The sequence below is a fragment of the Bacillus sp. Marseille-P3661 genome, assembly GCF_900240995.1.
In the GTDB taxonomy this organism is placed as follows: domain Bacteria; phylum Bacillota; class Bacilli; order Bacillales; family Bacillaceae_J; genus OESV01.
In genome coordinates, this window is the sequence record NZ_LT965954.1 from 980,974 (window position 1) to 1,001,508 (window position 20,535).

The window sequence follows — 20,535 nt, forward strand, 5'->3', positions numbered from 1 at the left end:
GGTCATTCCATCAAAGCCATTTTTATATCTAAAAAAAGGCCTATTCCCTTGATGCTTAAATGAGACTTTAAGTACCTAGTGAATAGACCTTATTTATTTCATTAACATCATAGCACATTAGTTTGAGCGGTATGCTTTCTCACTAGCAATAATAGTAGGATGAAGAGATGAATATCGACGAGTGGAGATGATTTGTTCTATAATAATAGGTAGTTTTCTACCTAATTTCGACTGGACTTTCTTCGGATTCCAACACTTTTGTCAGATTATCCTTTAGTATTTTGCAGTCGCGTGGTAATGTCTTTGATAATAAAACATTTACTACTTTAGCCGCCAATCCCTGTCCTGACATATCAAGATTAAATTCTACATCGGTAGCATCATCCCCAACAGCTACTGCTTTATAAGAACCAACACCTTTAATGCCTTCGGTTTTTGCCTCTAGGGTAAAAGCAATTCGATCAGGAGCTACTCGCTCAGTTACAGTAACTGTAAAGTCTACTTTTCTCTTAAAAATTCCTACATCACCTTTAAGGCACCAAATTGAAACGTTCTTATCAACTTCCTTAAAAGAGACATAGCCTGGCATACACGGAGCCCAATTTTCCATATCCTTAATAAAATCCCACATTGTATGGATATTTTGATTAACACGGCCATGCTCTTTAGCTATTGGCATAACCCTATCCCCTTTCAACCATAGTTTTAGTTATCTTTCTAATTGTATGTTACAAACAATTTGTCCTTGAACTTTTGAATTAAACACACTATTCCAATTTTAATACTTAGTTTAACGACTGCCAGAACCTAAGTTTTACAAATCTTTAACAGTATTTGCATCATGACGCCAGCAATGTAATTTTCCCAAAATTACTCATTTAAAACATTACTACATTAATCTATGGTGTTTTAATTACATAAAAAAGTAGCCAATGAGTACTATACCATTGGCTTTTCACTTATATTTAATTTTTTAGAATAGAATTATTATTCTATCCTGTGATCTACAAATATTAGCTAACTACTTCTTCATAGCTTTTATTACAAATACGTGGCAATAAGATTGTAAAAGTGGTGCCTTTCCCTACTTTGCTATTTACTTTTATTTCTCCATTTAATTCCTGTATCACTCGATAAGCTACCATCATACCGAGTCCGGTTCCTTTTTGGCCTTTCGTAGTGAAGTACGGTTTTCCTAGTCTCTCAATTTGTTCAGGAGACATTCCTACTCCTGTATCTTTAAAAGAGACCTTAAATGTCTGTTCATCAATATGCACACTTATCAACAAATCCCCACCATCCGGCATAGCTTCAACAGCATTTTTAAGTATATTTAAGAAAGCCTGTTGAATAATTCTTCTGTCACCTTGAATCCAAAATATTGAAAGTTCTCTTTGAATTATAATCGAGTGCATATTGGCAAGCGGTTTGATTAATTCAATTGTATAGCTTATTAGCTCTTCCATATTGATATTCTCCACTTTTTCAGGGGCAGGTTTTGCAAAAGTTAAAAAGTCACGAATAATTCCTTCTGACCTTTCTAATTCCTCCATTGCAATCCCAATATATCTTTTCTTTTGTGAATCATGTTCGCCTTCCTTTAAAAGCTGCATGAACCCTTTTGCCCCTGTTAAACCATTTCTAATCTCATGTGATATAGATGCACTTAGGTGGCTGATTATTTCCATCTTTTCAATATCTAATAGTCTATTACGAATTTCGAAATTCAACCTAATTCTCTCGATAGTTAAAATAATGAGGACAATACACCAAACCTTAATAAAAGCGCCTAACATTAATATATTTACAGGCGTATTTGATACAATTAGATGTGAGTAAATAAAATGACTTGTGAGTATATGGAAAAAGACAAATCCAAGTGACATCAAGATTTTATTTTTTATTCCAGATTTCAAATAATGTTTATGAATAAAATAAATAAAAATTGGAATTAGCGCATAATTAAGAACTACCCCATATAAAACTAGGTCTACGCCGAGGATGAATCGATAAAAGACGATAAATATATACAACCCAAAGCTTGTGAGTGGACCACCGTACAAGCTTGCTATGATAAACGGTACGATCCGTATATCTATATTAAAACCATGACTTACATGAAAGGGAAAAGTCATACAAAAAAAGATTGAAATTAAACCAGCAAAAAATGCGTATATCATAACTACTTTTTTTGTTAATCTTTTAGTATATACTTCAAGAATATGCTGTGTAACTAATAATACTACCAGTAGAAATAAAACATTGATTAGTATCTCTTTCATTATTAAACTCCTAATAAATAATTAGTAGTATTGTATCATAATTTTTCGAAAAACTTATGTAATTTTTAAAATAATGCAAATTAATAAACAATTATTTGGAACTTCAGTAAAAAAAGGCTTGGAGAACATGACCTTTCCGCTCTATTTAAACACTTTACTTTCATAATTACTGCAATATCCGGGAATATTATCGGCATCAAGTACAGGAGGTCGTCTAATGGATAGCCATCACGATCCAATTAAGCTAACCGCGGCGGAATTGTCTTATTTATGGACTAGCTATATTACCGATAGTATGTCAGTGTGGATTTTACGATACTTTCGTCAAAATGTTGATGATCAAGATATAAAAACGCTTTTAGAGCATGCTATCGACTTATCACAGCAGCATATTGAAATTATTAAAGGAATTTTTATTGGAGAAGTAATTCAGGTTCCACAAGGTTTTACTGAAAATGATGTTAATCTAAGAGCCAAACGCTTATTTTCAGACGTATTCTATTTAAAATACATACGCAATATGGCTAAAGGCGGATTAGTGACCTACGGGAGGATATTACAAAATGTATATCGCCAAGACATACGATCATTTTATTCAAAGTGCCTTACATCTACGTTGGAGTTGGATAATGAAGCGACTAATATGCTATTAGAAAAAGGCCTTGATCTCCGCCCACCAACTATTCCTTATCCGAAAAAACTGGAATTTATTCATAAGCAATCCTTTATTTTAGAAGCACTAGGACGAAGGGAATCCTTAACCGGGACAGAGATTACCAATCTCCATGCTAATATCGAAACGAATCAATTTGGAACTTGTATTGCGATTGCTTTTAGTCAAGTGGCCCAGTCAGACAAAGTCCGCCAATATTTATTACGAGGTAAAAATATTGCTTTAAAACATATAGAGGTTTTTCGGAGTTATATGGAGATGAATTCCTTACCTGTTCCAATGTCCATTGATCAGGAAGTTACCGATTCGACCGAATCTCCCTTCTCAGATAAATTAATGATGTTTCACTTTAGCTTAATGATTTATGCTGGAATCGGCAACTATGGAATAGCAATATCTGAAAGTCAGCGAACAGATTTGGTTGTCGATTATTCTAGACTAACAATGGAAATTTTGAAGTACTCTGAAGATGGCAGTAATCTTATGATCGCCAACGAATGGCTCGAACAACCACCTTTATCTGCTGACCGGAAAAGCTTAGCAAAGAAAAATAAGTCTATGTAATCAAACTGAAGATTGCAAACAAACAAAATGGCCGCTCACCACTCAGCATACAGTTGGAGACAGGCCATTTTATTACCTTAATTTAAATTCAAACGGTATGAATAATCATTCGCCATTTTTTCCTCATATAAACCTAAATTACTTGTTTCAGGTTTATATGGAAGGTGGAAATATTCTGTATAAAACTTTTGGCTATACGTACCCGGTGCTGTTTCTTTTAATATGATCGTTTCATAGGTTGCAATTTTGTTATTTTGATTTAGCACTAGGAAGGTAGCAGTAGCTTGTGTATCAAGTTTCTCTGAAATGGTATAAATAATCTCACCCTCTTGCTGCCCGCTTATAATATCAAATGTCTTCATGACATTCGGTTTCGCGACATAATCAACCACTTTCACACCATTTTTCTCAATTACTGCATGATCATCTTGTGGCTCCATTAGGTCAATTCGATTATTTGTACCATCCCACTCAACGTTAACCCCTATCGCTTCACTTACCGCTCGCAATGGGACATAGGTGCGATTATTATACATAATAGCTGGGTTATCCGTTACATCAATGTTTTTACCTGAGTTGACAATTTGAATATGCGGAGCTAATAACGCACTAATTTTTGTGCCTGCTCCAAATGCTACAAAAGGCACTGCTAAAAAAACAACTGTAAAGAGAATAATAAACTTCTTTTTAATCAAATTCTTTACCTCCCTTAAAATTTCTCACCGTTTAATACTCTTACAATATTACCCAACAAACAAGATAAACATTTCCTGATTTTGTAAAGTTTATTGCAGTAAAAAAGACACAAAGGTCCCATGAAATCTACTATTTATCAGCATCCCCTTAAGACCTTAGAACGGTTCGCTTTCTTCACTAATAATGACCTTTGTTCTATATATTTAGATTTAAACACACAACTCCAGTTTCTTAGTACTTAGATTTATTTTTTGAAAAATCTGTATATTCTAGCAATATTATTATATAATAACAGGTAAATTTACCTAATGGAGGAACAGAGATGAGGTTAACGGTAGGAAAAAAATTAGTTGGCGGAGTTTCAATTATGATATTTTTAATTATCATAATTGGAGTTCTTGCTAGTAATCGTATAAGTTTTATAAATGATAATTTAACAAACATAGCAGATTCCTGGTTACCTGGAGTCGAACTTATAAATAGATTTACTTATTTGAGTGAACATGTGCTTACCTTAACCATGCAGCACATTAATACGGATAGCCTTCAAGATAAACAAAAATTTGAAGAAGAAATTCAAGCTACTATTGAACAGGCTACCACAACATTGAATGACTATTCTGCAACTATTTACTTGACAGAAAATCGAAAAAACTTCAATGAGTTATTAACAAAATGGGATAGTTATCTCACAAGTAACACCGTGACATTAAATAATAGTAGAAATATAGATAAAGTAGCCGCAAATTATAATTTGGAGAAAACTATTAAAACTTTTAAAAGTATGCAAACTAACCTAAATGCTCTTGTTGAAATTAATAAAAATGGCGCAGTACAGGCAAGTCTAGAATCCAATACAGCGATGAAAACTTCACAAGTTATTATTATAATCGGCATGATTGCCGGAATAATCCTCGGTGGAGCTCTAGTTTACCTTTTAAATAGGGCTATCAGCAAGCCATTGGTTAGAGTAACAAATACTATAAAAGAAGTAGCAAATGGTAACTTAAAAGTTGATGATATTGAAATAAAAAGTCATGATGAAATTGGCGAGCTTGCAACCTCAGTAAACACTATGAAAACAGAACTTTCAAAAATGATAACCAATATGATTGTTGCATCGCAAAGTGTTAAAAGTCAGAGCGATGACTTAACTAATGCTGCAAATGAACTAAAACTAGGTGCAGAACAAGTGGCATCAGCCATTCAACAAATTACTTCCGATGCCGAGGAGCAGGCAACATCATCAACGAATGCTGCTGTAACAGTTAGTAACTTTAATAATCGCATTATTGAAACAAGTGAAAACGGATTAGTACTAAAGCAGAAAGCAGAAACTGTTTATAATGAATCACTTAATGGAAAGCAATTGATGGATCAGTCTGTTGACCAAATGAAGAAAATTAATGAGATTATGCTATTATCGATGGAGAAAGTGCTAGAACTTGATAAAAGTAATCAAAATATAAATCAATTAGTAAAAGTAATTCGAGATATTGCTGAACAAACAAATCTACTTGCCTTAAACGCAGCAATCGAAGCCGCCCGAGCAGGTGAACACGGAAGAGGATTCGCGGTAGTCGCAAACGAAGTAAAAAAACTAGCAGAACAAGTTGCCAACTCAATTAAAGAGATTACAACTATCACTGAAACAATAAAAATGGAATCAAGGTCTGTTGTTGAATCACTAGAGCTTGGAACTGTAACCACTAAAGCAGGCAATGAATTTATTGTTAATACGGGCTCAACTTTTGATAGTATCATTGAAGAAGTAAACGCTATGGTCTCACTCGTATACAGCGTATCAGATCATTTAGAGCAAACTAAAATTGATAGTGATGAAATAAATCAATTTACTCAAGAAATGTCATCTATATCTGAAGAAACGGCAGCTAGCACTGAACAGACTTCAGCTTCTATACAACAGCAAGCAAGTACAACAGAGTCTATTGCTGACAGTAGTAAAGCTCTCTCTGAGCTATCTGGTGAATTGTTTAATACGGTTAAGAAATTTAAAGTATAAGTTAATCGCCTGGTAAAATAACAATCTCTAAATTAACCTACTAGCGGGCTCTGAAATTGAAAAATCATAGCATAAAGCAAAGTAATAAGGCCAAATCACATATGATTTGGCCTTTAATAGCATTCGTACTCTATTCAACCTTCTCTTACTGCAATTGTCCGACTGGACTGCCTATTTGGACGTATCTTATCTTACTCTAGATAATAGTTAAACCCTCCCTACTATCTTTTGCAAAGTTCGAATTCCTATTAAGATGGCAACACCAGCAGCTAGTAAAGTATTTAACTTTAAAAAATTAAAGTTAATTCTTGCATTTATAAAATCCCTTCCTTTTTCAAGCTGTAGGACAATGTTTCGCTTTACAGGAACTTTAAACTTAATTAAGAAAAATAGCGTTGAAAAAATTGATAATATCATAGTAAGTATAGCATTCTTTTTTAAAAGCAAGCTATACAGGTACATTTTTACATAAATTAATAAAGACCAACCTATATTCCAGCCATGATCAAAATATAATACCTGCAGTTTCTTATGTGCAACCCACTCAACGAGTGTCGACATTATAACCCATTTTGTAAAATATAAAATTTGTTTGTATAATCTTTTTGGGAATTTAGCTAAAAATAACAGCATTATAAGCGGATCCATCGCCAATATATGTAAACATCTAAGCTGCTTAGTGGTAAACACCTTTGATCTTAAATCCCACATTAGGTAATCTTTACATAATAAATAATAAAGACAATTGAAAATGCTCACATAAAATATACATGGAAAGTACTCTAACATATCCCGCCAAGTTTTATGCCTTGTGTTTTGGATTATGAGCCATATGACTAATAATACATGCAATTATAACCAACTCATTTCGATAATATTTTCTTTCAATTGCTCATAAAAATAGTTCCTTTTGTGCATAGTATGGCCATAATTTTAAAAAATAAATAACATAAGCCCATAGTCATACAAATCAGCTTTGGTCTTTACAATATGGTATTGAATACTAAACTAAAGGGTAAAATATTTGCTTAAATGATCATCTACTGTCACACTAAGAAGAAATAGGGCTTGTTTTTTTCCGACGCTTAAAGAGTACTTAGGTCGCAAAGAAATGGTTAGCACAGTTACACAATACAGGACAGAATGAGTAGGAGACTAAAATGATTGAAATAAAGACTTCAACAATTAGTGAAGGAGAGTTCAACAGAGGAGTATTTGCAACACGCGATATAGAAAAAGGAGAGCTTATACACGCTGCACCGGTTATCTCTTATCCAAATGCTGAGCATGCTTTCATAGAAAAAACCACTCTTGCTGATTATGCGTTTGAATATGGTATTAACCATACAGCTATCTTATTAGGCTATGGGATGTTATTTAATCATTCATATAGTCCTAATGCTACTTACGAAATAAACTTCGATAATCACACATTTGACTTTTATGCATACAAAAATATAAAAGCCGGTGAAGAGATTTTAATTAACTATAATGGTGATGTCGATGATAATGAACCGCTATGGTTTAATAAAGAGAACTCTGAAGAGTAGTAAACCATAGAGCCTTGCTCGATGCGAAGCAGTATTACGCATTGAGCCAAGGCTCTATTTACTTTCTTTAATTTCATCCCCTCTTACATTGTCATTTAATAATTTAACCATCTTCTCTTTCACCTGATCTGAGGTAACGATACAACTAAACGAACGGACTTTAGTTTTTATTATTACTTCATAGCCTTCGTTAACTTCAATTGAATAGCCATAGTATTTATGATTAATATTAATAGGTACAATTTGATAAGATCTTATCTTGTTCCATGGAATAAATCGACTTCCACATAATATACCATCTTCTACAAATGCGAATAAATTTAATAGATCATGTGAATAGGACAAAGGGAGCAAAAATAACAAGTAGAAAGTCCAATCCATTTCTCCTGACTTATATCCTGCAATAAACATTACGATTATGAATAAAAGCATAAATGAATATAGGATGATACCTACTTTTTGTTTTGAATAAACCGGTGGGTCCACTACTTTCTGAGGATATTTTCTAATAACACCAAGTTCAGCGATATTCATAGGTAACAGGACAGCTTGTTTCATTTTTATCAGGACTTGAATAAAACTATACATGTAGTATCCAATAATAATAAAAAATAATAATTCTATAATTAAATTCAATACATTCACCACTTTTCAGATTAAACAATGCAATCGGTTATTATTCCTACGATATTTCAAAAATAAAACTTACTGGTACCTCTAAATACGATTTCCTAAGCAAAAGGTTTCAATCTCCCTGAATAGCTCTGCCTAGCGCTCTATCTTAAACATAAAGAATTAAACAAACGTTTAATTAAACTTTTTGTATGCTATTAAGTGTAACTAAATTACATTAGACACGACAATTATAGTAGTAAGTTAATGTGTCTTATGTATACCAAAATTAAGAATTGTATGCTAAACTTCTACACTTTAAGGAAAGGATGGGATCCATGAATAAATTCATACTCAGCATTTTACTATGTTTTACTTTAGTTAGTTTGACTGCTTGTACCAACAATGAACCGGAGACTAAAACCACCGCTCAAAACAAGCAAATACAAGCCGAAGTGAATAAAGAGACGGTGCCCCCTGAATTTAATAAACAAACAGCTTTGAACTTAATGAACGAATATTCCTCATTGATGAACTCTCTTTTAAAAGATGCACGCGATGACTTAAAAATCACCTCATACCAATCTAAAGAAGAGATCACTATTCATTTAAATGAAATTATGTCGAAGAATCTTGCTTCAACAATGACTGACTCATTTTTTACCGAAAAAGCAGAAGGGTTATACGTGATTCCGAGAGACGCCCCTACCTTCTTAAACGAATCACAGCCTTTTGATATCGAGAAGGTTACGGATACACATTATAAAATTATTCAAGAACAAAGTAATGAGTTAATTGGTCATGTAACAATGGTTTACCATGCAATATTAGAGAATAATAATTGGCTCATTAGCGATATAGAATCACTCGAAATGAATTCACTCACTAAAGAGGAGCCCCTAACTGATTCGGAGCCAACTGAAGATTTGTCAGAAGTAGCACAAACTGTTGTAAGCTTAATTGCCGATAAAGACTTTCATTCACTTTCATCCATGATAAATCCAGAAAAGGGCGTTTTATTTTCTCCATATGTATATATTGAAAAGGATGCAATAGTCTTTCCACCGAAAGATATTAAAACTTTCTTTGAAAACAGCTCTGTATATACATGGGGAACCTTTGATGGCAGTGGTGAGCCAATAACACTTACACCAAGTGACTATTATGAAAAGTTTATCTATGAAAAACCCTATATTGAAGCAGAGGAGATACTTGTCAATGAGTTCAAACAACGTGGCAATACAATCAACAATATAAAGGACCGATTTCCAAATTCGGCTATTGTCGAGTTTCATATAACCGGAACTAGCGAATTTGCTGGAATGGACTGGGCAAGTCTCAATCTTGTCTTTGAAAAAGAGCCTAATGGTGTGTGGACACTAGTTGCTATCATAAATGATCGCTGGACCATATAACCCCCCGATTGTCACTTACATCGGCCTGATGAAGAGGGTTCTACGCGTTTTTCTACCCTGTTTCCCTCTTCATCGGTCTAGTTTTAGCTCTACAAAGCCAACAACTCCGCAAACCTAATATCAGACTGTGAAAATTCACGTACGTCTTTGTTTAATCTTTCTTCAGCCCATTCCCGAGTAAATTGGAAAGGCGTTCCCGATACCTCATCTTCAACAAAAAACTCAACTATATCTGCATTACCAATTAGCGAAAACATTAAGATAGCATTTTCCTCAAGCTGCCTTTGTAGTGAAGATATCTCATATTCATATCTTAACTCGGGATTATTCTTTAAATAGACAATCACCTTGTAAGGCCGGTTGGCAGTAATAAGCTCAAAAGATTCATTAACTAGCGGTTCGGGATATTTAAGCAATGAAAGGATATTACCAACCTTTGACGCATCACCTATATAATCCGTTTTGTATGACAGATACTGCTGAGCGTTTCGAATTGATTTGTCTTTACTCCCAAGTGGAAACTGAAACCACAGAGCAGCTATTATACCTAGCAATAAAAATGCCAGCCCACCGCATATTACAGCCTTCTTTAAATTTAACATCTTATTAAACCTCGTTTCCGTAGCCTATCTATACCTCCAATAGACGTTAAGTTTTAAGTATAGTTGCAGATTTAGTAGAACTTTTTATATCCTATGGACCCATTTGTCCGCAAACAATCCTGCAATAGAGTTTTAAAAACTTAAAAATGCCAGTATTCATTATTTAAAATACTGGCATTTTGTATGCGAAATCAAAATAATCGACATATGGACTAGTTTCACTGTATAAAACAGCCCACTGCTGAGTTGGCTTTAGGATATGTTGCCTAATACACTCGTCAATTTTCTTTAAGTTTTTAGTCTCTATCTTCTCAATTATTTCTCTATGCTGTTGGATAGCCGTTTTAAAGCTATGTTCCATTTCATCTAAAAGTCTAATACGATTATAATGAGTGCTCAATCGCATAATGGCTTCCCACACATTTTCCTTTTGATTTCCTTGATATATAGTTTTATGAAATTGCTTATCTAATTCATGGAATTCTAATGCACTTCCACCTTTTTCACTTAATCTTTCTTGCAGAGATACGATTTTTTTCAACTCATATAATCCTTCTTCAGGAAACTCTTCACAAGACAATTTTAAAACCTCTCGCTCTAAAGCGTAGCGCATAAAAGCCGCTTCCTCGATTAATAGAGGATTAATCTTTGAAACATACGTACCCACTTGTGGACGAACTTCAACTAAATGCTCTTCCCTAAGTTTAGCCATTACTTCTCGAATTGGCGTCCTAGAAATTTGTAATTTTATCGCCAATTCAGCCTCACTGATTGCTTGACCAGGCTTTAATTCTAATGACATAATGGCATCTTTCAATATCCGATAAGAATATTCCTTATTATTTTCACCCGCTACCTTCTTTTTTACAGTAAACATATGTCCTACACCTCTAAAGTTTATTAAAGCGCCTTCACTTGTATACTAGCATGCTTAATTTATAATTTCTAGTGCAAAAAAAATGCCTAACTTCGAAAGCGTTACGCAAACGCAGGAAGTTAAACACTGAAATCTTAATATATGTTATTACTCACGCTTGTCCTAAAACTTTTTCTGTACCTTCATTTGTTTTATTAATATAAACTTGATGTGGAAAAGGAATCTCAATACCATTTGCATCAAACGCTTCTTTGATTGTTTTACGCAGCTCGCGCTCAACTCCCCATTGTTCTCCATTTTGAGTCTTAGCAATAACACGTAAAACAACATCCGATGATCCTAGAGCTTGAACTCCAATTACACTTGGACCTTCTGCAATAACAGAACTCTCAGCGGCCACTCGGTCACAGGCAGCTTGCATTACTTCTATTGCTTGATCGATGTTTACATCATATGCTATACCAATATCAACAAGAGCACGCATATTTCCTCGTGAATGGTTTCTCACACTAGTTATATCACGATTCGGAATAAAATTAAGTGTGCCATCAAAGCTGCGAATTTGTGTAGTCCGCAAGCCGACTACTTCAACAACTCCATCAATACTGCCAACTGTTACATAATCATTAACATCAATTTGCTTTTCTAATAACAAGAAAAAGCCAGTCACAACATCGCTAACAAGTCCTTGAGCTCCAAAACCAACTGCTAGTCCAACAATCCCTGCGCCAGCAATTAAACTTGCAACCGATAATCCAAAAATACTGAATAACGTTGCCACAAGAATAAAGATTAACACATATGAGAAAATATTCTCCGCTAGCCTTTGTAATGTCAACGCGCGACCTTCCGAAATATCCTTTCTATTACTAAGTTTGTTAAATGTACGCTCTAACAATTTCTTGCCAATTGCCTTAACTATAATAAAAGCCAGGAAAATACCAATTACCTTTAATGCCACTAAGCCAGCATTAATTAGTAGTGCTTCCCAATTAAAGTTTCCTAAGTTAAACAAATAATCATCTCCTCAATTCTCTTGATGTTTTCAGCAAAATATAACTTGTATATCAGCGGTTAATTTATTCTCTTATTTGTTATAACATAATCATCAATAAACGTCACGGACGTTGTCTGACTGCTACTGATTATTCCTAATACAAGCTTTATTTATTTTAGTTTAATAAGATAGGATAATAGGAATTTTCACATAGATGATTTAGAATATTTATAGAAAGGCTGAAAACTTTAAAGCTAACATTCAACCTCACAAAAAAGCTATGATTGCCATAAAATCTGCTACGTATAAATTTTTAATAAAAAGAACTATTAAAGTACCACTTTAGGTACATATAAGAGGAGTTTGAAGTGAATATGTCACATAGCCCAAATGAACTTTTAGCTAAAAAAAACAATCTAATCATTTTAGCTGTCGCATTGGGAGCCATATTAAATCCATTAAATACAACGATGATTACAGTTGCATTGCCAGACATACAGAAGGAATTTGCATTAACATCTAACCAAGTATCTTGGTTAATTTCCTCCTATTTTATTGTAAGTGCGATCTGTCTGCCGCTGATTGGTAAATTAAGTGACTTTTACGGTAGAAAACAAATATTCTTAATTGGATTATTACTGGTAGCTATATCATCCTTGACAGCTCCCCTATCCAATAACATGTTATTTTTATTAGGGATGCGCTCGATTCAAGCCATTGGTACATCCGCTTTATATCCAGCTGGTATTGGCATTGTACGATCCTTTATATCTAAAAATCAAAATCGAGTGATTGGTACACTAGCGGTCTTTGCCAGTACTTCTGCAGCTTTCGGACCAACGATTAGCGGCATACTAATTCAATATGGTGGCTGGCCGATTATTTTTTATGTGAATTTTCCCGTAATTATTTTATCCGCAATTTTGGCTTATAAGTATATACCTAATGATACTAAAGTGGCTAAAGCATCTTTTAAATGGGATTCACCTGGAATATTTTTATTTAGTCTATTAATATTCTTCTGGATGTATTTTTTCCAAGATTTCAAAAATGGCTTGAATGTGTGGGCCCTTGTTATTTCTGTAATGGTAAGCTATTTATTTTATCAGCATGAAAAAAAGAGTTCAGAGCCATTTATTAATGTTAATTTTTTATTAAAAAATTTAAATATATCATTAGTTTTCATTCAATATATTTTTACAACACTGGTCTTTTTCGCAATGCTACTGTCAATGCCTACTTATCTACAAAGTGTGCTTATGTTAAACTCCAAATCAACTGGTATTACAATGCTTTCTATTTCTGTATTTGCAATGATAATGACTCCACTTGCAACAAGGTGGATGGAAAAGTCAGGTTTCAGAGTCCCTTTAATGTTTGGGGTGGCAGTAGGAATAGTTGGGGTTATCCTACTTTTCACTACAAACCATACCATTTATTGGATATTAATTATATTATCGATTATTGGCATAAGTAATGGAATTTTAAATGTCGGCTTACAAACTGTTTTGTATAGCTTTGTTTCTAAGTCCGAAAGTGGCATAGCATCAGGATTGTTAATGACTTCTAGGTTTATTGGTAATATTCTTGCCTCAAGCTTATTTGGAGTTATGTTTGCTACAGGCATAAGCGATCAAAATTTAACCTCCATGTCGATTGTTTTATTGATAATTTCTGTTGTTTTAATACCGGGAATGCTTTTAATAACCAATGCAAAATATCTTCTTAAGAAACAAGCATAGATAGTTTGATCTATAGATATCGACAAAAAACCAGCTCTCGTAACTAGAGCTGGTTTCTATATTATTATAACTTGATAACTTGATTACACACATACTACTTCTCAAAAACCGTTCGATTTCTCCCTGCTCCAAGCCCAGCTGCAACCATCAGAAACACAGTTAGTAGTAACACAACTAAGGCTGGTGCCCAAGAGTGGGTTACGTCGTATAGAACTCCAACTACAAACGGACCTAGTGCAGCCAGTATGTAACCCCCTGATTGAGACATACCTGATAACTCTGCAGCTTGTTTCGCATTTTCTGTTCTCAACCCAAGTAATGTAAGCGCCAAACTAATATTTGCTCCTTGACCAATTCCAATTAATATTGAGGATATGATCAATATAGTATTGTTAACACTGCTTAACAATCCGCTTAGTCCAATTATCCATAAAATCCCTATAGCTACAACAATCCCTCTTTGATTTTTAAAGCGCTCTGCATACACTGGCGTTAAAAATGTTGCTGGAAGACCACAAAGTTGCATAATTGATAGCAGCCATCCTGCCGTTGCCAAGCTCATTCCTTTAGCAATAAGGATCTCTGGCAACCACGCGATCACACAATAGTATAAAAGCGATTGCAAACCCATAAAAGCAGTTACCTGCCATGCAATAGCTGAGCGCCATAATCGATTTTCTTTTAACTGAACGGATGTCGTCACGGTAGGATTATTGCTTTTCTTGAGCTGCGGGATCCAAATAATTGCTGCTATTACTGCAAATAAGCCCCACGTCAGCAATGAACCTCTCCACCCTAACTGTAAATCTTCCGCTAGAATGACACTAAAGCCTGATCCTAACGCAGCAATCACAGCCATTGACGTTGTATAGATACTTGTCATTAGTCCTACTTTTTCAGGAAATTTATTTTTAATAATACCTGGTAATAAAACATTAGAAATAGCTATGCCTATCCCAATCAATGCAGTTCCCACGAATAATAATGAAATAAACCCACTTGAACGTATCAGAATGCCACCTACGAGTACCATTAAACCAACAAATATCATTCGTTCATTACCATAACGATGACCAAATTTTGGTGCTAAAATGGATAGAATCCCAAATGAAAGTAACGGAAGTGTCGTGATAAAACCAGCTAAACCAGCTGTGATCCCCGTATCTGCACGAATTAAACTAACTAACGGCCCAACCGATGTCAACGCTGGTCGTAAATTAAACGCAACCAAAATAATTCCTACTAACAATAGTGTTTTCCCTACTGTTCTTGTTTCGGTATTTACTAAAGTTTGACTTTTAGTCTGACTTTGCATTATGAAAACTCCTTTTATTGAAATACCTCTTCTATCCACTTTTTTGTCATTTGATAGGTAACAGGATGAGATAATATCCCATCATGATTTGCTTCACTAATCATATGTACCTTCGCATTATTATACTTTGTAAATAGTGGGTGATATTGGTCAGCTACAAATTCCTCATCTTTATCTCCTACAAGTACTAATGTAGGTTTATGCAATGCTTTTAGACTATCTTTGTAAAGATGTGGAAAACGAGAGAAAAATAGTCGGTAACTCAGTTGAAGGGTTTCCCTGCCATGTTGAATATGCTCGGGCTTATTATTTGTATATACCATCCAATTGTTAAATTTAGTAATCCTAAGACGATTAAGGAGCATTAATGAAAGTAATTTAATGAAACTTACACTCGAGCTGCTATTTTCGTTTTTTTTCGGTGTTGTTGGAGCAAATGGATGAATAAAGGGTGCCAGCAATAAATATCCATGGATATGCTCGCTATATGAGCTTACTGCAAAGCGCAGTGTCGTACCTCCGCCAGCAGAGTGGCCGGCTAGAATGATCGTTGGGTTGTTATGTTTACGATTGATCCAATTTATGAAGTCCATTAAATCATCCTCATGCTGGCCAATATAATCCAAGTCCCCTCTCCGTATTGACTGCTTTCCATAACCACGTAAATCTGGTGTATATACATGCGCAAGATTTTCATTTGCAATAAAATCGGCGATCGGACTTAAATATTTATGATCTTCACTTATTCCATGGAGCAAGATCATCACGTTATCTGATTCTGCTGGATAATAGTGAAAAAACAGGTCACTTTTATCCCTTGCCTGAAAAGAGTCCATTGTTAAAATCCTCCAAATAATGAGTCTGTTAATATTATACTATGTTTTTTTAATATTACAATAATTCAGGCTACTAGAACAAAAACCAAAAACTACACTAACATACTTACCTATTTCTAAGACATGCCAGGGTTAATTTCTCTAAGGACACTAAAAAGTCCGCAACGTCTTCTTCTTTATCCTGCGAATATATTGCACTCGTACTATTTTTAACTCAAATAAAAAGCGCCTTAACCCAGAACAAAAAGTTCGTGAAGTAAGGCGTTTTTTTATATGCTAATATACTACCTAAAATCTAAACCATAATGAATTATTCCATTGATTTTAATGCTAATTTCCATTGGATATACGATAGTCCTCCAATTAACACCATTGTTGCTGCGATGGACAACCACATAGTAAAAACTCCCTTCCTTGAAATGTACCTTAATCGCACCTCGTAGGAAGTATCGTTATTCGGTAGCTGGCGAACATGGTCGTTTGACTTTAGCCCCTCTAGCTTTGCGTCACTGACTTTCGTCAGGTTTGCCACTTCGTACGATTTCGGTTGTGTTACTTATACCCATATTAGCAAAAAATCAAACTTGGAAATATAGATCAATAGTAACAAATTTTGTTGAAAAATTGGTGAAAAGGTATTTTTTTATTTCCTTGCATCTAAACTATTAGGTTTAAAGTCTCGATCATTCGCAGAATTTTAATAAATAATTATGTTATCCATTTATAGTCAAACTGTTTCAATATTTTTTTAAAATTAATCAAAAAGTCTCGCAATTAACCCTGCAACAATCACAACAATAATGGCCCCAATAAGTGCAGGGCCTAACCAAATACCCGCTACTACCGGGCCCCAAGACCCAAATAAATCTGGCCCTAGCCAAGCCCCAATAAACCCAGCGACAATAGCTCCGGCCCAACCTCCAGGCATCCCAAAAGGTGACAACTTATCCGCTACGATTCCTATAACCAACGCCATAACTGCAGTCAAAATAAAAGTAATTAGATCCATTTATTTTACTCCTTTTTGCTATCTTATGCAGTCTTGTATGGTTTGTTCGAATTATCTTTAATACTGTCCATGAGGAACAGCATGTTGGGAAATTCATATATATAACATTAGCATAGCATAGCAATACCAATTAAGCAGCTATATACATGCCCTTAGCGATATACACCTTCGTTATTACTTATTATTTTTCCTAACGAAGGTACTGCACTATTACCTTATAAATGGGGGGTTAGAATGAAAACAGCTTTAGTAACAGGTATTACCGGTCAAGATGGTGCCTATCTCGCAAAATTTTTATTAGAAAAAGGCTACAAAGTAGTTGGGCTTAAAGCCCGCAGAAGTTCAGAGACACATTGGAGATTATCCTTCTTAGGAATACAAGAAGATGTAGATCTAATTGAAGGTGATATTACAGATCCTTCCTCCCTTATTCGCGTATTAAAACAGACAATGCCTGATGAAGTTTATAACCTTGCAGCACAAAGCTTTGTTGGAACTTCATGGGAGCAACCTATCCTCACAGCAAATGTAACAGGGGTTGGCGTTCTCAACATGTTAGAGGCGATCCGATTAGTAAACCCGAGCATAAAATTCTATCAAGCTTCAACCAGTGAGATGTTCGGTTTAATTCAAGAACAAATGCAATCGGAAAAAACGCCATTTTACCCTAGAAGTCCTTACGGCGTCTCTAAATTATTTGGTCATTGGATGACAGTAAACTATCGTGAAAGCTTTCAAATGTTTACATGCAGCGGGATTTTATTTAACCATGAGTCACCATTAAGAGGGATTGAGTTTGTTACCAGGAAGGTTACAGACGGAGTTGCTAGAATCAAATTAGGAAAACAAAATGAATTAAAACTTGGAAACCTAGATGCAAAACGCGATTGGGGATTTGCTGGGGATTACGTAACAGCTATGTGGTTGATGTTACAGCAAGCAGAACCAGAAGATTATGTCATTGCAACTGGAAAAACAACTTCTGTAAGAGAATTCTGCAAGATTGCATTTGAATATGTAGGTTTAAATTATGAGGATCATGTAATTGTTGATCCTAAATTTTATCGTCCTGCTGAAGTGGATATTCTTTTAGGTAACCCTGATAAAGCTAGAAAAAACTTAGGCTGGCAAGCAACCACAACGACACGACAATTAATTGAACAAATGGTCGATGCTGATTTGGAAAGGGTAAAAAATGAATAAAAAGATGAGAGTTTTCATAACAGGATCAAATGGTTTTGTTGGAAGACACTTAATCAACTTATTATCACAAAGGGGCCACACCGTTTTTGCCGGTGTTCACGAAAATATTGAAAAATTTCCTTCTGCAGTTAAAGTACATCATATAAATATTCTTGACCAAAATCGTCTATACGAGCTTCTGAAAGAAATTAAACCTGATGCAATCATCCACCTTGCTGCTTTAAGTAAGGTTCCTGACTCATGGGAAGACCCTGTGAAAACCTTTAACATTAACACAATTGGATCCATTCATTTAATTCAAGCTGCTCAAAAGATAAGTCCCGATGTGAAAATCCTTACAGTTGGCTCGAGTGAAGAATATGGATTAACCGGTACTATTGGAACACCTTTGACAGAAGAACACCCATGTTTCCCACAAAATCCCTACGCATCTAGTAAATTATCCATGGGGCAAGTAGTTTTGCAGTTAGCAAAGAAAAATCAGCAAACAATCATTCATGTCCGACCATTTAATCATTTTGGCCCACAGCAACCAAGAGGATTTGTAATCAGTGATTTCGCTTCTCAAATTGCCCAAATTGAAAAAGGTTTATCACAGCCATTTATTAAAGTAGGAGACCTTAGCGCCATAAGAGACTTTACAGATGTACGAGATGTTGTAAACGCCTATATACTTCTGCTAGAAAATAATGTTGAAACAGGTATTTATAATATTTGTTCAGGAGTTTCAAGAAGTATAAAAGATTGCTTGGATGAATTAATAAAACTTGCATCCTGCCCTGTACAGGTCATAGTTGATAAACACAAGTTTAGACCTTTGCAAGTCCCTGTATTCTTAGGGTCATATAAAAAAATAAACGAGAAAGTAAATTGGAAACCTGATATTTCTTTTGAACAAAGTCTACAAGATACTTTAGATTATTGGCGATCACATATATAAAAAGGTATATCCTGAAAAAAAGCATAGATTTTTTAAAAATAAAGAGCCTTAATAAAGGCTCACTTACATAAAACATTATTCTGTCTTTCATTATAGTAACAACAATTCCATTCATGTTTTTGCTGCCAACAACATTCTGTTTAGCTATTATCACTAGAATCCGAAAACTCAGACTCAAGTCTTTGCATAAAATCTTCAGCAGCACTGTACCCTTGCTGACGTAGATACCAGTTATTTGCAGCTGCCTCAATTAACCCCGCAACATCACGCCCAGGTTGTAGCTGAATTTCAATGGATGGTATTTTGACGCCCATGTATTCTGTAAACTGCATTTCCTGTTCTAATTCATTGTATAAGGCATCCTTCTGCCATTTCGTTAAATGAATATCAAGCGAAATTCGCGTTTCTTCTTGAAATGCTTTACGTCCATATAAGCGGACAACATTTAACAAGCCAATACTTCGGAGCGCCAAAAATTCCTTTGTTCTTTCATCATGTGTACCTAAGAGTGTTTGCGGACTTAACTTTTTTAATACAACTACGTCATCAGCCACTAACCGGTGTCCACGGCCAATTAATGTATGTGCTGTTTCGCTTTTACCTACCCCTGAATTACCGCGCAGTAAAATACCGATTCCAAAAATATTTAAACACACACCATGCACTGCAATTTCTGGCGCTAATTCTTTAACCATATAAGCATCAAGTTTGGTTATGAATTCTGAAGTAGTTTCAGGTATGTTGGTGACTAACAAGGGGATCTCCTCTTCGATACAATGATGTGTTAAATAAGTTAGTCCTTCTTCACCCGTCGTAACAATGAAACATGGTGGATGATATTTTACGATATTCCCAATTCGAAACGCTCTTTCCTCTTTACTTAATTTATGTAAATAAGTTATTTCTTTTCTTCCTAAAATTTGAACTCGCTCAGTCGGAAAAAATTCAAAATGACCAACGAACTCCAAGCCAGGACGATGCACCCGGGACTGTGTAATCGGTTTCTGAAGTTGGTCCTCTCCAACTAATACTTTTAATGAAAACTTACGAACTAAGTCTTCAACTGTTAATGTTTTCACGCTTATTCTCACCGCCTATTGCCTTCTAAATTTGAATTATACTTTAAAATTGTGAAAACGTCATCTATACGTATCAGATATCCATAAAAGTATAGAACAAGCGAGGTGGCCCAAACACTT

Annotated in this window: 19 protein-coding genes and 1 riboswitch; of the genes, 7 read left to right on the forward strand and 12 right to left on the reverse strand. The window is 34.8% G+C overall.

Features of this window, described 5'->3' with window-relative positions:
• Positions 1-217: 217 nt before the first annotated feature.
• Together C1724_RS15940 and C1724_RS15945 are read right to left on the reverse strand one after the other, a co-directional pair.
• A complete protein-coding gene (locus tag C1724_RS15940; protein ID WP_102347693.1) occupies positions 218-679 on the reverse strand; it encodes a CoxG family protein in 462 nt (153 codons plus the stop codon).
• A gap of 334 nt (positions 680-1,013) precedes the next feature.
• The gene (locus tag C1724_RS15945; RefSeq protein ID WP_102347694.1) at positions 1,014-2,282 is read right to left on the reverse strand and encodes an ATP-binding protein; all 1,269 of its coding nucleotides are present in this window, start codon (positions 2,280-2,282) and stop codon (positions 1,014-1,016) included.
• 217 nt (positions 2,283-2,499) lie between these two features.
• Between C1724_RS15945 and C1724_RS15950 the strand changes: the two genes are divergently transcribed.
• Positions 2,500-3,519 carry a DUF3231 family protein gene (locus tag C1724_RS15950; protein WP_102347695.1) on the forward strand — a complete coding sequence of 340 codons (1,020 nt, stop codon included), beginning with the start codon at positions 2,500-2,502 and terminating at the stop codon, positions 3,517-3,519.
• Between the two features lie 77 nt (positions 3,520-3,596).
• Here the strand turns inward: C1724_RS15950 and C1724_RS15955 are convergent, their stop codons facing one another.
• Entirely contained in the window at positions 3,597-4,214 is a 618-nt protein-coding gene (locus tag C1724_RS15955; protein ID WP_219723271.1) for a stalk domain-containing protein, read from the reverse strand.
• A gap of 323 nt (positions 4,215-4,537) precedes the next feature.
• Here C1724_RS15955 and C1724_RS15960 point away from each other — a divergent pair, with 323 nt between their 5' ends.
• Positions 4,538-6,238, forward strand: coding sequence for a methyl-accepting chemotaxis protein (locus tag C1724_RS15960; RefSeq protein WP_102347696.1), 1,701 nt, complete (start codon positions 4,538-4,540; stop codon positions 6,236-6,238).
• A gap of 207 nt (positions 6,239-6,445) precedes the next feature.
• Here C1724_RS15960 and C1724_RS15965 read toward each other — a convergent pair whose 3' ends face one another.
• The gene (locus C1724_RS15965) at positions 6,446-7,027 is read right to left on the reverse strand and encodes a CBO0543 family protein (RefSeq protein ID WP_308410506.1); all 582 of its coding nucleotides are present in this window, start codon (positions 7,025-7,027) and stop codon (positions 6,446-6,448) included.
• Positions 7,028-7,398: 371 nt separating this feature from the next.
• Between C1724_RS15965 and C1724_RS15970 the strand changes: the two genes are divergently transcribed.
• The gene (locus C1724_RS15970) at positions 7,399-7,788 is read left to right on the forward strand and encodes an SET domain-containing protein (protein ID WP_102347698.1); all 390 of its coding nucleotides are present in this window, start codon (positions 7,399-7,401) and stop codon (positions 7,786-7,788) included.
• Positions 7,789-7,842: 54 nt separating this feature from the next.
• On the opposite strand, the gene C1724_RS15975 is transcribed toward C1724_RS15970, so the two are convergent.
• Complete coding sequence (locus C1724_RS15975; RefSeq protein ID WP_102347699.1) at positions 7,843-8,424, reverse strand: hypothetical protein; 582 nt, start codon at positions 8,422-8,424, stop codon at positions 7,843-7,845.
• A gap of 314 nt (positions 8,425-8,738) precedes the next feature.
• Here C1724_RS15975 and C1724_RS15980 point away from each other — a divergent pair, with 314 nt between their 5' ends.
• Positions 8,739-9,815, forward strand: coding sequence for a hypothetical protein (locus C1724_RS15980; RefSeq protein WP_102347700.1), 1,077 nt, complete (start codon positions 8,739-8,741; stop codon positions 9,813-9,815).
• Between the two features lie 89 nt (positions 9,816-9,904).
• Here the strand turns inward: C1724_RS15980 and C1724_RS15985 are convergent, their stop codons facing one another.
• From C1724_RS15985 to C1724_RS15995, 3 genes are all read right to left on the reverse strand, one after another.
• Positions 9,905-10,417 (reverse strand): DUF4825 domain-containing protein, encoded by a 513-nt coding sequence (locus C1724_RS15985; RefSeq protein WP_102347701.1) that lies wholly within the window; start codon positions 10,415-10,417, stop codon positions 9,905-9,907.
• Between the two features lie 163 nt (positions 10,418-10,580).
• Complete coding sequence (locus C1724_RS15990; RefSeq protein ID WP_102347702.1) at positions 10,581-11,294, reverse strand: GntR family transcriptional regulator; 714 nt, start codon at positions 11,292-11,294, stop codon at positions 10,581-10,583.
• A 151-nt stretch (positions 11,295-11,445) separates the two neighbouring features.
• Positions 11,446-12,309 carry a mechanosensitive ion channel family protein gene (locus C1724_RS15995; RefSeq protein WP_102347703.1) on the reverse strand — a complete coding sequence of 288 codons (864 nt, stop codon included), beginning with the start codon at positions 12,307-12,309 and terminating at the stop codon, positions 11,446-11,448.
• Between the two features lie 356 nt (positions 12,310-12,665).
• Between C1724_RS15995 and C1724_RS16000 the strand changes: the two genes are divergently transcribed.
• Positions 12,666-14,033 (forward strand): MFS transporter, encoded by a 1,368-nt coding sequence (locus C1724_RS16000; protein WP_102347704.1) that lies wholly within the window; start codon positions 12,666-12,668, stop codon positions 14,031-14,033.
• Positions 14,034-14,127: 94 nt separating this feature from the next.
• On the opposite strand, the gene C1724_RS16005 is transcribed toward C1724_RS16000, so the two are convergent.
• The 3 genes from C1724_RS16005 to C1724_RS16015 all read right to left on the reverse strand — a co-directional run bounded on the left by C1724_RS16005 (position 14,128) and on the right by C1724_RS16015 (position 17,193).
• Positions 14,128-15,348 carry a CynX/NimT family MFS transporter gene (locus C1724_RS16005; RefSeq protein ID WP_102347705.1) on the reverse strand — a complete coding sequence of 407 codons (1,221 nt, stop codon included), beginning with the start codon at positions 15,346-15,348 and terminating at the stop codon, positions 14,128-14,130.
• A 14-nt stretch (positions 15,349-15,362) separates the two neighbouring features.
• On the reverse strand, positions 15,363-16,184 hold the full coding sequence (locus C1724_RS16010) for an alpha/beta hydrolase (protein ID WP_102347706.1): 822 nt from the start codon (positions 16,182-16,184) through the stop codon (positions 15,363-15,365).
• 455 nt (positions 16,185-16,639) lie between these two features.
• A riboswitch (cyclic di-GMP riboswitch) is annotated at positions 16,640-16,724 on the reverse strand.
• 214 nt (positions 16,725-16,938) lie between these two features.
• Positions 16,939-17,193, reverse strand: coding sequence for a GlsB/YeaQ/YmgE family stress response membrane protein (locus C1724_RS16015; RefSeq protein ID WP_102347707.1), 255 nt, complete (start codon positions 17,191-17,193; stop codon positions 16,939-16,941).
• Between the two features lie 234 nt (positions 17,194-17,427).
• Between C1724_RS16015 and gmd the strand changes: the two genes are divergently transcribed.
• Both gmd and C1724_RS16025 read left to right on the forward strand, forming a co-directional pair.
• Positions 17,428-18,396 (forward strand): GDP-mannose 4,6-dehydratase, encoded by a 969-nt coding sequence (gene gmd / locus C1724_RS16020; RefSeq protein ID WP_102347708.1) that lies wholly within the window; start codon positions 17,428-17,430, stop codon positions 18,394-18,396.
• Positions 18,389-19,336 carry a GDP-mannose 4,6-dehydratase gene (locus C1724_RS16025; protein ID WP_102347709.1) on the forward strand — a complete coding sequence of 316 codons (948 nt, stop codon included), beginning with the start codon at positions 18,389-18,391 and terminating at the stop codon, positions 19,334-19,336. Before gmd ends, C1724_RS16025 begins: the two co-directional genes overlap by 8 nt.
• A gap of 140 nt (positions 19,337-19,476) precedes the next feature.
• Here C1724_RS16025 and hprK read toward each other — a convergent pair whose 3' ends face one another.
• On the reverse strand, positions 19,477-20,415 hold the full coding sequence (hprK, locus tag C1724_RS16030; protein ID WP_102347963.1) for an HPr(Ser) kinase/phosphatase: 939 nt from the start codon (positions 20,413-20,415) through the stop codon (positions 19,477-19,479).
• Positions 20,416-20,535: the final 120 nt, after the last annotated feature.

What these genes read in the sequence shown, in the direction of transcription:
- C1724_RS15940 (WP_102347693.1), bottom strand. Translation starts at nt 679, where the DNA reads ATGCCAATAGCTAAAGAGCATGGCCGTGTTAATCAAAATATCCATACA.
- C1724_RS15945 (WP_102347694.1), bottom strand. Translation starts at nt 2,282, where the DNA reads ATGAAAGAGATACTAATCAATGTTTTATTTCTACTGGTAGTATTATTA.
- C1724_RS15950 (WP_102347695.1), top strand. Translation starts at nt 2,500, where the DNA reads ATGGATAGCCATCACGATCCAATTAAGCTAACCGCGGCGGAATTGTCT.
- C1724_RS15960 (WP_102347696.1), top strand. Translation starts at nt 4,538, where the DNA reads ATGAGGTTAACGGTAGGAAAAAAATTAGTTGGCGGAGTTTCAATTATG.
- C1724_RS15965 (WP_308410506.1), bottom strand. Translation starts at nt 7,027, where the DNA reads ATGTTAGAGTACTTTCCATGTATATTTTATGTGAGCATTTTCAATTGT.
- C1724_RS15970 (WP_102347698.1), top strand. Translation starts at nt 7,399, where the DNA reads ATGATTGAAATAAAGACTTCAACAATTAGTGAAGGAGAGTTCAACAGA.
- C1724_RS15980 (WP_102347700.1), top strand. Translation starts at nt 8,739, where the DNA reads ATGAATAAATTCATACTCAGCATTTTACTATGTTTTACTTTAGTTAGT.
- C1724_RS15985 (WP_102347701.1), bottom strand. Translation starts at nt 10,417, where the DNA reads ATGTTAAATTTAAAGAAGGCTGTAATATGCGGTGGGCTGGCATTTTTA.
- C1724_RS15990 (WP_102347702.1), bottom strand. Translation starts at nt 11,294, where the DNA reads ATGTTTACTGTAAAAAAGAAGGTAGCGGGTGAAAATAATAAGGAATAT.
- C1724_RS16000 (WP_102347704.1), top strand. Translation starts at nt 12,666, where the DNA reads ATGTCACATAGCCCAAATGAACTTTTAGCTAAAAAAAACAATCTAATC.
- C1724_RS16005 (WP_102347705.1), bottom strand. Translation starts at nt 15,348, where the DNA reads ATGCAAAGTCAGACTAAAAGTCAAACTTTAGTAAATACCGAAACAAGA.
- C1724_RS16010 (WP_102347706.1), bottom strand. Translation starts at nt 16,184, where the DNA reads ATGGACTCTTTTCAGGCAAGGGATAAAAGTGACCTGTTTTTTCACTAT.
- C1724_RS16015 (WP_102347707.1), bottom strand. Translation starts at nt 17,193, where the DNA reads ATGGATCTAATTACTTTTATTTTGACTGCAGTTATGGCGTTGGTTATA.
- gmd (WP_102347708.1), top strand. Translation starts at nt 17,428, where the DNA reads ATGAAAACAGCTTTAGTAACAGGTATTACCGGTCAAGATGGTGCCTAT.
- C1724_RS16025 (WP_102347709.1), top strand. Translation starts at nt 18,389, where the DNA reads ATGAATAAAAAGATGAGAGTTTTCATAACAGGATCAAATGGTTTTGTT.